11 protein-coding genes are annotated in these 12,361 nt (G+C 67.4%); 7 read left to right on the top strand and 4 right to left on the bottom strand.

Features of this window, described 5'->3' with window-relative positions; genetic code table 11:
* Window positions 1-93 precede the first annotated feature (93 nt).
* The 4 genes from Q0S71_RS23685 to Q0S71_RS23670 are packed head-to-tail and all read left to right on the top strand — an operon-like array spanning window position 94 to window position 4,261.
* On the top strand, window positions 94-930 hold the full coding sequence (locus Q0S71_RS23685; protein WP_296001236.1) for an HDOD domain-containing protein: 837 nt from the start codon (window positions 94-96) through the stop codon (window positions 928-930).
* 36 nt (window positions 931-966) lie between these two features.
* On the top strand, window positions 967-2,433 hold the full coding sequence (locus Q0S71_RS23680; RefSeq protein WP_296001233.1) for an ATP-binding protein: 1,467 nt from the start codon (window positions 967-969) through the stop codon (window positions 2,431-2,433).
* Window positions 2,430-3,758, top strand: coding sequence for an HD domain-containing phosphohydrolase (locus Q0S71_RS23675; protein ID WP_296001231.1), 1,329 nt, complete (start codon window positions 2,430-2,432; stop codon window positions 3,756-3,758). Before Q0S71_RS23680 ends, Q0S71_RS23675 begins: the two co-directional genes overlap by 4 nt.
* Window positions 3,755-4,261: a response regulator gene (locus tag Q0S71_RS23670; protein ID WP_296001229.1), complete on the top strand. Its 507-nt coding sequence runs from the start codon at window positions 3,755-3,757 to the stop codon at window positions 4,259-4,261. Before Q0S71_RS23675 ends, Q0S71_RS23670 begins: the two co-directional genes overlap by 4 nt.
* A 3-nt stretch (window positions 4,262-4,264) precedes the next feature.
* Here Q0S71_RS23670 and Q0S71_RS23665 read toward each other — a convergent pair whose 3' ends face one another.
* A complete protein-coding gene (locus tag Q0S71_RS23665; RefSeq protein WP_296001227.1) occupies window positions 4,265-5,599 on the bottom strand; it encodes an ATP-binding protein in 1,335 nt (444 codons plus the stop codon).
* Between the two features lie 293 nt (window positions 5,600-5,892).
* The gene (locus tag Q0S71_RS23660) at window positions 5,893-7,767 is read right to left on the bottom strand and encodes a phosphoenolpyruvate carboxykinase (GTP) (RefSeq protein WP_296001226.1); all 1,875 of its coding nucleotides are present in this window, start codon (window positions 7,765-7,767) and stop codon (window positions 5,893-5,895) included.
* A gap of 362 nt (window positions 7,768-8,129) precedes the next feature.
* Between Q0S71_RS23660 and Q0S71_RS23655 the strand changes: the two genes are divergently transcribed.
* Window positions 8,130-9,125, top strand: a complete 996-nt coding sequence (locus Q0S71_RS23655; RefSeq protein ID WP_296001223.1) for a D-2-hydroxyacid dehydrogenase family protein — start codon at window positions 8,130-8,132, stop codon at window positions 9,123-9,125.
* 108 nt (window positions 9,126-9,233) lie between these two features.
* Here the strand turns inward: Q0S71_RS23655 and Q0S71_RS23650 are convergent, their stop codons facing one another.
* Entirely contained in the window at window positions 9,234-9,989 is a 756-nt protein-coding gene (locus Q0S71_RS23650) for an L-asparaginase (RefSeq protein WP_296001221.1), read from the bottom strand.
* Window positions 9,990-10,150: 161 nt separating this feature from the next.
* Here Q0S71_RS23650 and Q0S71_RS23645 point away from each other — a divergent pair, with 161 nt between their 5' ends.
* A complete protein-coding gene (locus Q0S71_RS23645; RefSeq protein WP_296001219.1) occupies window positions 10,151-10,636 on the top strand; it encodes an asparaginase domain-containing protein in 486 nt (161 codons plus the stop codon).
* Window positions 10,637-10,843: 207 nt separating this feature from the next.
* On the top strand, window positions 10,844-11,545 hold the full coding sequence (locus Q0S71_RS23640; RefSeq protein WP_296001217.1) for a PEP-CTERM sorting domain-containing protein: 702 nt from the start codon (window positions 10,844-10,846) through the stop codon (window positions 11,543-11,545).
* Window positions 11,546-11,623: 78 nt separating this feature from the next.
* Here Q0S71_RS23640 and Q0S71_RS23635 read toward each other — a convergent pair.
* Window positions 11,624-12,361: recombination-associated protein RdgC (locus Q0S71_RS23635; RefSeq protein WP_296001215.1), on the bottom strand; the 738-nt coding region annotated here is incomplete at its 5' end.

Below are 12,361 nucleotides of genomic sequence, written 5' to 3'. Positions count from 1 at the left end.
CGCGCGGCTGGACCGGCTGTTCCGCCACAGCGGCGCGGCCGACGCCGGCGCCACGCTGCTGCGCCTGCTCATCGCCTACCGCGAACAACAGCCATGACGCCGCTCGACGAGGTCATCAGGCGCATCCACGACCTGCCGTCGCTGCCGGCGGTGGTGATGGAGCTGCTCTCGAGCATGGAGCAGGAGGACATCGACACCCACGCGCTGGCCGGCAAGATCGCGCTCGACCAGTCGCTGGCGGCCAAGACGCTGCGCCTGGCCAACTCCTCGTTCTACGGCATGCCGTCGACGGTGCACTCGATCCAGCAGGCCATCGCCGTGCTGGGCTTCCACAGCATCCGCACGCTGGTGACGGCCTGCTCGGTGACCGACAGCTTCCCGCCGTCGGCCGGCGCCCGCTTCGACTTCCAGGGCTTCTGGCGGCACGCGGTGGGCACCGCCGTGTGCGCCAAGGTGCTGGCGCCGCACCTGCGCCAGAACCCCGAGACGGCCTTCATCGCCGGCCTGCTGCACGACCTCGGCATCCTGGTGCTGGCCACGCGCTTTCCCGCCGAGTACGCCGACGTGGCCAGCTGGCGCGCCGGGCACGACAGCGGCGCCATCGAGGCGGAGCGGGCGGTCTGCGGCCACGACCACGCGCTGATAGGCAGCGCCCTGTGCGCCCACTGGAAATTCCCGCAAACCATACAGCAGGCCGTCGCCGGCCACCACGACGGCGACGCGCTGGCGCCGCTGTCGCTGCCGCTGACGGTGCACCTGGCCAACATCCTGGCCCACGCGCTGGACCTGGCGGAGCAGCCCGACGACCAGGTGCCGCCGCTGTCGGCGCACGCCTGGCGGGCGGCGGGGCTGGACGAGCCGACCTGGCTGGCCATCTTCGCCGACAGCGAGCAGATGTTTCAAGAACTGTGCAAGATCCTGGTCCGCTAGGCGGCCATGGCCCCCCCACTCCGACCACAGGCCCCCATGCCGCCCTCCCCCACCGCGCCGACCCCGGGCGCCGAGCTGATGCAAAGCGCCGCCGTGGCGCTGTCGGAGTTTTTCGACGGCCACCCGGTGCCGACCTTCGCCATCGACGCCAACCACGTCATCACCCACTGGAACCAGGCCTGCGAACAGCTGCTCGGCTGGAGCCGCGACGACATGGTCGGCACCAGCAACCACTGGCAGGCCGTGTACAGCAAGGCGCGGCCGCTGCTCGCCGACCTGATCCTCGACGGCGACGCGGCCCAGATCGCCGTCTACTATCCCGGCAAGGTCCTGCCCTCGACCACCATGCCCGACGCCTGGGAGGTCGAGGATTTCTTCCCCAACATCGGCGCCAGCGGCCAGTGGCTGCACCTGACGGCCGCGCCGCTGCGCAACGGCGCCGGCGCCGTGGTGGGCGCCATCGAGACGCTGCGCGACGTGACCGAGCGGCGCCTGGCCGAGAACGCGCTGCGCCGCGCCCACGACAACCTCGAACACCTGGTCGAGAAGCGCACCGCCCAGCTGGCCGAGGTCAACGGGCGCCTCGAGGAGGACATCCGCCAGCGCCAGCTGGCCGACGCCGAGCTGCGCCGCCGCAACCTCGAGCTCACCGAGTTGAACCGCCAGCTGTCGACCGCCCAGCAGCAGCTGCTGCAGGCCGAGAAGCTGGCCTCGATCGGCCAGCTGGCGGCCGGCGTGGCGCACGAGATCAACAACCCGATCGGCTATATCTTTTCCAACTTCGGCACGCTGCAAACCTATCTGGTGCAGTTGTTCGACATGCTGGGAGCCTACCAGGAGGCCGAGTCCGCCATCACCGAGCCGGCCGTGGCGGCGCGCCTGCGCGCCCTGCGCGAGACCATCGACCTCGACTTCCTGCGCGAGGACATCCCAACGCTGATGAGCGAGTCCAGGGAGGGCATCGTCCGGGTGCGCCACATCGTCCAGGACCTGAAGGACTTTTCGCGCGTCGACGCCAACCAGGAATGGGTCTGGGCCGACCTGCACCAGGGCATAGACTCGACCCTGAACATCGTCAGCAACGAGGTCAAGTACAAGGCCGACGTCGTCAAGCACTACGGCCAGATCCCCGTCATCGAATGCCTGCCGCTGCAGATCAACCAGGTCGTCATGAACCTGGTCGTCAACGCCGCCCACGCCATAGTCGCCGAGCGCGGCAAGATCACCGTCAGCACCGGGGTCGACGGCGACGAGGTGTGGATCGCCGTGGCCGACACCGGCAGCGGCATCGCGCCGGACACGCTGTCGCGCATCTTCGACCCCTTCTACACCACCAAGGCGGTCGGCAAGGGCACCGGGCTGGGCCTGTCGCTGGCCTACGGCATCGTGCAAAAGCACCGCGGCCGCATCGTCGTCGAGACCGAGCTGGGCCGGGGCACCCTGTTCCGCATCCACCTGCCCATCCGCCATACCGACGAGCACGAACCGGAGACGCTGCCATGAGCGCCATCGCGCCGATCCCGGCCGACGCCGCCGCGCCGGCCACGCTGCTGTGCGTGGACGACGAGCCCAACATCCTGTCGGCGCTGCGGCGCCTGTTCCGCGCCCGCGGCTACCGGGTGCTGCTGGCCGACAGCGGCGCCCAGGGCCTGGCCATCCTGGAACAGGAGGCGGTCGACCTGGTCATCTCCGACATGCGCATGCCGGAGATGGACGGGGCGCGCTTCCTGGCCCAGGTGCGGCAGCGCTGGCCCGACACGCTGCGCCTGCTGCTGACCGGCTATTCCGACATCCAGTCCATCCAGGACGCCATCAACTGCGGCGAGATCTACCGCTACATCACCAAGCCCTGGGACGACAACGACATGCTGCTGCTGGTGCGCCACGCGCTGGAGCGGCGCGCGCTGGAGCAGGACAAGCAGCGCCTCGAGGCGCTGGCGCTGCGCCAGAACGCGCAACTGAAGGCGCTCAACGAAAACCTCGAGGCCCAGGTCGAGGCCCGCACCGCCCAGCTGAAGGTGGCGCACCAGGCCGCGCTGTCGGCGAACGACAAGCTCAAGAGCAACTTCGTCACCACCATCAAGATTTTCTCGTCGATGCTGGAAATGCGCGGCAACAACGCGGCCGGCCACGCGCGCCTGGTGGCCAACCTGGCGCGCCAGATCGCCCTCAAGCTGGCGCTCGACGCCCGCGAGGTGCAAGACCTGTTCATCGCCGCGCTGCTGCACGACATCGGCAAGATCGGCTTTTCCGACGACATGCTGGCCACGCCGCTGACGCTGCTGCAAGGCGACCAGCTGGGCCTGTACCGCAAACACCCGGTGCGCGCCGCGCAGCTGCTGATGCCGCTGCCCGACCTACGCGGCAGCGCCGCCACGCTGCGCGCCCAGCTCGAGCGCTTCGACGGCAGCGGCTTCCCGGACGGCCTGACCGGCCTGGCCATTCCGATCGGCGCGCGCATCCTGGCGCTGGCGGCCGACTATTACAACCTGCAGCAGGGCGCCATGGTGCAGCGCCATCTGCGCGCCGACGAGGCGACGACGCTGATCGTCAACGCCAGCGGCAAGCGCTACGACCCGCACGTGGTGGCCGCCTTCCGCCAGATCGTCGACACCACGCCGGGCGAGGCGGCCGGGGTCGACCGGCTGTCCGAGGAACTGCTGCCGGGCATGACGCTGGCGCGCGACCTGCACACGCGCGACGGCCTGATGCTGCTGGCGGCCGACCATGTGCTGGACGCGCGCATGATCCAGCAGCTGCGCGACTTCGAAAGCAAAAGCGAGGGTCGGCTGTCGATCCGCATCCGCCACGCCACGGGGCATCCATGACCACCATCCTGCTGCTCGACGACGAAAGCAGGGTGCTGAGCGCCTTGCAGCGGGCCCTGCGCGCGCAGACCGCCCTGCCCGACCTGCGCGTCGAGGTGTTCACCGACCCCTTCCTGGCGCTCAACCGCGTCTGCGTGCACGACTTCGACCTGGCCATCTCGGACTACCGGATGCCGCGCATGAGCGGCGTGGATTTTTTGCGGGCGCTGCGCGACGTGGCGCCGCGCACCGTGCGCATGATGCTGAGCGCCTCGACGGAATTCGACACGGTGATGCAGGCGGTCAACGAAGCGCAGATCTTCCGCTTCATCCCCAAGCCGTGGCTGCCGGCCGACCTGGAGCAGGCCATCGCGCTGGCCTGCGAGCACCGCCGCCAGCTGCTGCCGGAGACGGCGCCGCCCGCCGCGTTGACGCCGCAGGAACTGGAGGCGCGCCGGCTCGAGGCGGAGGAGCCCGGCATCCTGCGGGTGCGGCGCGCCCCGGACGGCTCCATCCTGATGTGACGCTCAGGCCGGCGCGTCGTGGCGCACCGGCAGCCACACGGTGAAGCGCGCGCCCTGGCCCGGCGGCGACACGACGTCTATCCTGCCGCCGTGCTTGTTGACGATGCCATACGACAGCGACAGCCCCAGTCCCGTGCCGCCGCCGACCGGCTTGGTGGTGAAGAACGGTTCGAAGATGCGGCCCAGGTGCTCGGGGGCGATGCCGCGGCCGTTGTCGCCGACCTCGATCCAGACCCAGCCGCCTTCGCTGCCGGTGCGTATCGTGATCAGGCCGCCGATCGGCACCGACTCCGTGATGGCGTGGCCGGCGTTGACCAGCAAGTTCATGAACACTTGGTTCAGCTGCGACGCCAGGCAGGCGATCTGCGGCAGCGCGCCGTAGTGCTTTTCGACCGTGGCCTTGAATTTGAGCTCGTTGCCGACCATGGACAGCGTGCTGTCCAAGCCCCGGTGCACGTCGGCGATCTGCCACTCCGTCTCGCCGACGTGGGAAAAGTCCTTCAAGGCCTGGACGATGTCGCGCACGCGCTTGAGGCCGTCCATCGACTCCTTGACCAGGTCGTCCACGTCCTGCCTCAGGAAGGCCAGGTCGGCGCGCGCGCGCACCTGCGCGTAGCGGGCCGCGAGGAGCGGATCGGCGCCGCCGGCGCCCTCGTAGTCGTCGATCACGCCGAACAGCGTCGCCACATAGGCTTGCAGCGCCCCCATATTGGCATTGACGAAGCCCACGGGGTTGTTGATTTCATGGGCGATGCCGGCCGCCAGCTGGCCGATCGAGGCCATCTTCTCGGCCTGCAGCAGCTGCTCGTGTGCGTCGCGCAGCTTGACGATCAGGCGCTGCTGCTCCTCGCCCTTGGCCTGCAGGGCCTCCTCCATGTGCTTGCGCGCGGTGATGTCGGTCAGCGAGCCCATCACCTCCAGCGGCGCGCCGTGCTCGTCGCGGATCAGGCGCAAGGTGTCGTGCATCCACAAATACGCGCCGTCGCTGGCGCGGAAGCGGTATTCGTAGGCGCGCTGGCCCTCGGTGAACACCAGCGCCAGGCTGGAAAAGATATGCGGCGCATCGTCCGGGTGGATGTGGTCGAACCAGAAATTGGGGTCGGCCACCATGTCCTCGGGCCGGTAGCCCAGCACGTGGAAGGCGTTGTTGCTGACGAAGGTCATCTTGAAATCGCCGCTGGGCACGGTGCAATAGATGATGGCCGGCGTGTTGTCGATCAGGTAGCGCAGCCGCACCAAGGGCGAGGCCGCGTCCACACGGTCGACCGCCGCGCTGGCGGAGGTCGGGGAAAAGGCGTCAAATTCCTCGAATTGCATATCGATGGCCTTGATGGACATCCGGCGTCGGACCGGGACGGCGGGGCCGCCCGGGACGGCCTATTATGCCTGACGGCGTGGCGTGGCGGGGTCTGTTGTGGACAAGAATCGTCTCCGCCGTGGAAAATTCTCGCGGTCAATAAACACATCGGGCATGCCAAGGTCACGCCATCCGTCCTTGTCGACCCGGCGCGGCTTGCTTACGCCCGCAAGGTGCTGGCGGACACCGACGTGCCGCCGAAGACGGTGGCGTTGCGCTGCGGCACGGACCGGCGGCGTCACGGCGCACGGGTGCGCCGTTTCCTGGTGGCCGGTCAGCGCGCCAGGCGCTGTTCCAGCGCGGCCTTCACCGCCGTCAACTCGGCCGGCAGGTGGTGGGCCAGCTTGGCGAACAGCTCGTCATGCAGCGTCAGTTCCGCACGCCAGGCGTCCTTGTCGATGGACGTGATGCCTTCGAACTCCTCGGGCGTGAACGGCAGGCCGTCCCACTGCAGGTCGCCGTAGCGCGGCGTCGTGCCGAAGATGTTTTCGATGCCGCCGGCCGTGCCTTCGATGCGTTCTATCATCCACTTCAGCACCCGCATATTGTCGCCGAAGCCGGGCCAGGCGAAATGGCCGTGCTCGTCGGTGCGGAACCAGTTGACGCAGAATATTTTCGGCAGCGCGGCCGGATTGCTGGCGCCCAGCTTGCGGCCCAGGTTCAGCCAGTGCTGGAAATAGTCGCTCATGTTGTAGCCGACGAAGGGCAGCATGGCGAACGGGTCGCGGCGCACGACGCCCATCTGGCCGACGGCGGCGGCCGTCGTTTCCGAGCCCATGGTGGCGGCCATGTAGACGCCCTCGGTCCAGTTGCGCGCTTCGGTGGCGAGCGGCACGGTGGTCGAGCGGCGGCCGCCGAAGATGAAGGCCGAGATCGGCACGCCGGCCGGATCGTCCCAGGCCGCGTCGATCACCGGATTCTGCGTGGCGGCGACGGTGAAGCGCGCGTTCGGATGGGCCGCCTTGGTGCCGGAGGCCGGCGTCCAGTCCCGGCCCTGCCAGTCGATCAGGTGGGCCGGCGCCTGCTTGCTCAAGCCTTCCCACCAGACGTCGCCGTCGTCGGTCAGCGCGACGTTGGTGAAGATGGTGTTCTCGCGCATCGACGCCATGCAGTTGTAGTTGGTCTTTTCGTTGGTGCCCGGCGCCACGCCGAAGTAGCCGGCCTCGGGATTGATCGCGTACAGGCGGCCGTCGGCGCCCGGCTTGATCCAGGCGATGTCGTCGCCGATGGTCGTCACTTTCCAGCCCTCGAAGGTGGCCGGCGGGATCAGCATGGCGAAGTTGGTCTTGCCGCAGGCCGAGGGGAAGGCCGCCGCGATATAGTGCTTGCGTCCTTCCGGCGATTCGACGCCGAGGATCAGCATGTGCTCGGCCAGCCAGCCCGATTGATTTCCCCCGCCCGCCTGCGCGGCCTGCCGGCCCATGTTCGACGCGATGCGCAGCGCGAAGCACTTCTTGCCCAGCAGCGCGTTGCCGCCGTAGCCGGAACCGTAGGACCAGATTTCCCGCGTTTCCGGGAAATGGACGATGTATTTGTTCGGATTGCAGGGCCAGGCCACGTCCTTCTGGCCGGCCTTGAGCGGCGCGCCGACGCTGTGCACGCAGGGCACGAAATCGCCGTCGGCGCCCAGCACGTCGTAGACGGCGCGGCCCATGCGGGTCATGATGCGCATGTTGACGGCCACGTAGGGCGAGTCGGACAGCTCGACGCCGATGTGGGCGATCGGCGAGCCCAGCGGGCCCATCGAGAATGGCACGACATACATCGTGCGCCCCACCATGGAGCCGTCGAACAGGCCGTTCAGGGTGCCGGGCATTTCGGTCGGGTCGGTCCAGTTGTTGGTCGGGCCGGCCTCTTCCCTGGTCGCCGAGCAGATGAAGGTGCGGTCCTCGACCCGGGCCACGTCGCTCGGGTCGGAGCAGGCCAGGTAGGAATTGGGGCGCTTGTCGGCGTTCAATTTCTTCATGGTGCCGGCCGCGACCATCTCGGCGCACAGGCGGTCGTACTCGGCCTGCGAGCCGTCGCACCAGTGGATGCGGTCGGGCTTGGCCAGGGCGGCGATGTCGGCCACCCAATTGATTAAGCTTTGCTGTTTAATGTAAGCTGGGACGTTCAGTGCCGCAACGCCACCCATGACGGGCTGATTCATAGTACCTCCAATGCCAATAAGAATTCTGGACTGTCCCGGCACGGCAAATCGTCATCAGCTCATCGCTTGCGCTCGGAAGGGCATGCTGCATGCCTCGGCACAACAGGGAAGAACCCGGCGGTCTTGTCGCGCCACCCCATGCTGGCGGCGGCTGGATGGGAACGTATTGCTTTGCTTTAAATCATTGCTTATTGCTGCTAGTCGTGTCGTTTTGCATTCGATTTTTGGGCGATTGTACACCTGCCCAACAGCGTTCCCGTTAAAAATGTAGTAGAAATTGTTGACTAAAGTAGTAAGCTATTCCCCATCTCTCGAAAGCTGTTATTTCCCTACGGGATACACACCAACATCGGCCAACTTCCATGAAAATCGCTATTCTCGACGATTACCAAAATGCCACACCCGGACTCGATTGCTACGCCTTGCTGGACGGCCACGAGGTCAAAGTGTTCAGCAATTCGGCGCGCGGCCTGGGCCAGCTGGCGATCCGGCTCGCGCCCTTCGACGCGCTGGTGCTGATCCGCGAACGCACGGCCCTGAGCGCGGCCCTGCTGGCGAAACTGCCGAATCTGAAGCTTATTTCGCAGACCGGCAAACTGTCCGGCCACGTCGACGTGGCCGCCGCCAGCGCGCTCGGCATCGCCATCGCCGAGGGCGTCGGTTCGCCGGTGGCGCCGGCCGAACTGACGTGGGCGCTCATCATGGCCGCGACGCGCAAGATCGTGCCCTACGCGAACAATTTGAAGGATGGGCTGTGGCAGACGGCGTCCATCAATCCCGCGCTCAACGGCCTGGGCACGGTGCTGCGCGGGCGCACGCTGGCGATCTGGGGCTACGGCAAGATCGGCCGCATGATCGCCGCCTACGGCCGCGCCTTCGGCATGCCGGTGCTGGTCTGGGGCAGCGAGGCCAGCCGCGCGGCCGCCGTGGCCGACGACAACCTGGCGGCGACGTCGCGGGCCGCCTTCTTCGAGCAGGCCGATGTGCTGAGCCTGCACCTGCGGCTGAGCGAGGCCACGCGCGGCCTGGTCACGGCCGCCGACCTGGCGCGCATGAAGCGCACGGCGCTGTTCGTCAACACCAGCCGCGCCGAGCTGGTGGCCGACCAGGCGCTGGAGCAGGCGCTGCCGCAGGGCCGGCCGGGCTACGCGGCGCTCGATGTGTACGCGTCCGAGCCGCTGGCGCCGGACGCGCCGCTGCTGCGCATGCCGACCGTGCTGGCGACGCCGCATCTGGGCTATGTGGAAAAGGATAGTTACGAGCTGTATTTCCGCCACGCGTTCCAGAACGTGGTCGATTTCGCGGCGGGCAAGTGCGACAACATTGCCAATCCGGCGTATCTGGCGCAGGCGCGGTGACGGCTGGCGGGGCGCGGTGGAGGCTGGCGGGACGCTGCGCTGGGCGGGGGCGGCACACCGGCGACACCACGGTCTTGCCCCCGATTTAGGTCCCGTTTGCGCTCCGTGTCAGCGGATCTCCTGCACGCCCGTCAGCGTGATGGCCGGCGTCGGCATCGCGTGGACCTTGCTCCACAGGCCGGCCCAGCCCGGCGGCCAGGCAATGGCCGGGCCGGCATACGGCGCCAGCGTGGCGCGCACCGGGATCACCGGCACCGGCGGCATCTCCTGCAAGGGCGCGCCGTCCACACGCTGCATGTCCAGGCTGTACATATAGCCGGGCAGCAGCGCGTCGCACACCTGCCCGAACCAGGCCGTATGGTCGTCGTCGCGCCCCAGCGCCTGCGCCAGTCCCTGCGGGTCGAAGCGGGCCAGCGCGTCGATCAGCTCCTCGGTGGTGGCGCCCGGCGTGTCGCCCCAGCCCATCACGGGATTGACGTTGTAGTCGGCGCCGGAACCGTACCAGCCCTCGCGCCACGGCCGCTGCATCCAGTCGCGCTGGCCGGTGAACAGATGCCAGCGCCAGTGCAGCCCGGACGGTTTCGGCCACGCATACAGATACAGCCGCTGGTAGCCGGCGCCGTGCAGCGCGCGCACCATCGCCATCAGGCGCGCGTGCGGCATGCGGTCGGGCGGGGCGCGGCGGAACAGGATGGCGGCGCCGTCGGCGAACTGCACCGCGTCGGTCGACAGGTTCAGGTCCAGCGTCCGCGCTTCGCTGCCGAAACGGGCCGCGATCCAGCCGGTCAGCAAATTGACCGCCGTGATGACGCCGTAGCCGCGATGGCGGTGGAAGATGACGGTACCGGGAGCGAGCGTTTTCATGGCGGGCGGCGGATAAAGAAACCAGTGTACTCACAGTTGGCCCAACTTTCCAGCGGTGCCGGCGAACATTTTGTCGCGCGCCGGACCGCCCGGCCGGCCTGCACAAGGGCCGCGCTTCAGGCTATCATGCGCTCCATCCCCCTGACACCACGGCCCACACCATGACCCTGCGCATCCTCGCCACCGGCGGCACCTTCGACAAACATTACAACGAATTGAACGGCACCCTCGGTTTCGCCGACAGCCACCTGGCGGCCGCGCTGGCCCGCGCCCGCCTGACCGTGGGCGTGACGCTGGAACAGTTGCCGCTGATGGATTCGCTCGACATGGTCGACGCCGACCGCGCCCGCATCCTAGCCGCCTGCCAGGCCGCCACCGAAAAGGCCATCGTCATCGTCCACGGCACCGACACCATGCCGCAGACGGCGGCCGTGCTCGGTCCCGTGCAGCTGGCGCAGACCATCGTGCTGACGGGCGCCATGATTCCCTACGCGATCGCCAATTCGGACGCGCTGTTCAACCTCGGCTTCGCCTGCGCCGCCGCGCAAATCCTGCCGCCCGGCGTCTACGTGGCCATGAACGGCCAGATTTTCGCGTGGGACAATGTGCAAAAGAACCGCGCCGCCGGCGTGTTCCAGCCCTTGTGACAGCCTTTGTGACAATGCGCGCCGCCGGCATGGATTTTCCGTCGGGAAACATTGTACGGCGTTCGCTAAGCGCTTGATTTGAAAAGAATTCTTTGAGGAAACATAACAATACAAAAAGCAAGACAATTTTCTCAATTACAACGCTTTTTCACGTTTCCCGTGCTATATTCGAGCCATTCACACACTCATTATTTAACGGGATCCGCCATGACCATCGACTCCAGCCTGAAATTCGCCGTTGCCGCCGCCGCCCTCGCCATCAGCGGCGCCGCCAGCGCCACGGTCGCGCTGAGCACGCAATATGCCCTGACGGCGTCGGACACGCTGGTCGATGCCGGCCTGAAGGAATACACCTTCAACTACACGGTGACCAATCTGGACCAGAGCAACGGCGCCAACACCGGCCTCGACGGTTTCACCATTTACGTGCCCGACAGCGCCATCTACGTCGGTTCGACCCATCCCGACGCCGCCACGCCGCACTCGGCCGGCCACTGGACCGAAGGCAGCGGCAGCGCGCTCGATATCAGCAACGGTTCCGGCAACTATAGCCAGAACCTGTACGCGCCGGCCGGCTACCACGTCTACACCTGGTGGGGCCAGGACCCGACGTCGGTCTACGGCACCACGGCCGGCAACAACAGCGCCAGCTTCAGCATCACGCTGAAAAACGTCGCCAGCGGCGACGGCCAGGCCGGCATTTCCTCCTACTTCGGCGGCAACACCCCGGTCAACGGCCAGGAATACGCGTCCATCGTGTACGGCAACTACACGACCTTCACCACCGGCGTGACGGGCGCCTCGCCGATCACGGCCGCCGTGCCGGAACCGGAAACCTACGCCATGCTGGCCGCCGGCCTGGGCCTGCTCGGCTTCATGGCGCGCCGCCGCAAGCAGCGCGCCGCGTGATCGCCGACTGGCGTACGTAAAAAAACCCGCTCAGCGGGTTTTTTTACGTACGGACAGCGCCGATGAGGCGCCGCCGGCCTAGGCCTTCGCTTCGCCGCCCAGCGCTTCGACCACGTCGGCCATCAGCTTGGCCAGTTCGCCGGTCATCAGCATCATGTCGCCGTCGAAACGCTCGTCGTCGTTGCGGGTGCTCGATTCCTTTTCGTTGATGACGTCGAGCGGCTTGATGCCCTTGATCGCCAGCGACTCGGTGAGCACGAAGGAAATCTTGCTGTCCCACGTCATCGCCAGGCGCGTGCACTGCTTGCCGGCGGCGATGTGGCGCCGCACTTCTTCCGCTTCCAGCGTGTGGCGCACGTAGCGCACGGCGGCCTTGCTCTCGCCGGTGGCGCGCAGCTCGGTGTCCATGTCGACCGTGAAGCCGGCCGGCGCATCGTCGGCCTGCAACCATTCCGTCATCACGCCGACCGGCGAGCGCTGCACGCGCAGGCTTTCCAGCGGCAGCTTGTCGACCGCCTTGAGCAGCAGCTTGATCACTTCGTCGGCCTTGGCCGGGCTGGCGGCGTCGACCACCAGCCAGCCATTGACCGGATCGATCCAGGTAAACACATTGCTGCGGATGCTGAACGCGCGCGGCAGCAATTCGTCGGCCACGCGCTCCTTGAGTTCCTTCATGGCCTTCTTGCCCGGTGCGAAGCCCTGCGCTTCCTCGAGTTCGAGCGCGCGCGCCTTGGCGACCTGGTTGATCACCGAGCTCGGCAGCAGCTTTTTCTCGGCGCCCAGCATGATCAGCATCTGCTGGTTGACGACGTGGAC

It is taken from the genome of Rugamonas sp. (assembly GCF_025354735.1).
Lineage (GTDB): Bacteria > Pseudomonadota > Gammaproteobacteria > Burkholderiales > Burkholderiaceae_D > Rugamonas.
This window is presented reverse-complemented; position numbering and strand designations above follow the sequence as displayed.

Excerpts from the sequence above, each read along its gene's own strand:
- Q0S71_RS23685 (WP_296001236.1), top strand. The coding sequence starts at position 94 with ATGACGCCGCTCGACGAGGTCATCAGGCGCATCCACGACCTGCCGTCG.
- Q0S71_RS23680 (WP_296001233.1), top strand. The coding sequence starts at position 967 with ATGCCGCCCTCCCCCACCGCGCCGACCCCGGGCGCCGAGCTGATGCAA.
- Q0S71_RS23675 (WP_296001231.1), top strand. The coding sequence starts at position 2,430 with ATGAGCGCCATCGCGCCGATCCCGGCCGACGCCGCCGCGCCGGCCACG.
- Q0S71_RS23670 (WP_296001229.1), top strand. The coding sequence starts at position 3,755 with ATGACCACCATCCTGCTGCTCGACGACGAAAGCAGGGTGCTGAGCGCC.
- Q0S71_RS23665 (WP_296001227.1), bottom strand. The coding sequence starts at position 5,599 with ATGTCCATCAAGGCCATCGATATGCAATTCGAGGAATTTGACGCCTTT.
- Q0S71_RS23660 (WP_296001226.1), bottom strand. The coding sequence starts at position 7,767 with ATGAATCAGCCCGTCATGGGTGGCGTTGCGGCACTGAACGTCCCAGCT.
- Q0S71_RS23655 (WP_296001223.1), top strand. The coding sequence starts at position 8,130 with ATGAAAATCGCTATTCTCGACGATTACCAAAATGCCACACCCGGACTC.
- Q0S71_RS23650 (WP_296001221.1), bottom strand. The coding sequence starts at position 9,989 with ATGAAAACGCTCGCTCCCGGTACCGTCATCTTCCACCGCCATCGCGGC.
- Q0S71_RS23645 (WP_296001219.1), top strand. The coding sequence starts at position 10,151 with ATGACCCTGCGCATCCTCGCCACCGGCGGCACCTTCGACAAACATTAC.
- Q0S71_RS23640 (WP_296001217.1), top strand. The coding sequence starts at position 10,844 with ATGACCATCGACTCCAGCCTGAAATTCGCCGTTGCCGCCGCCGCCCTC.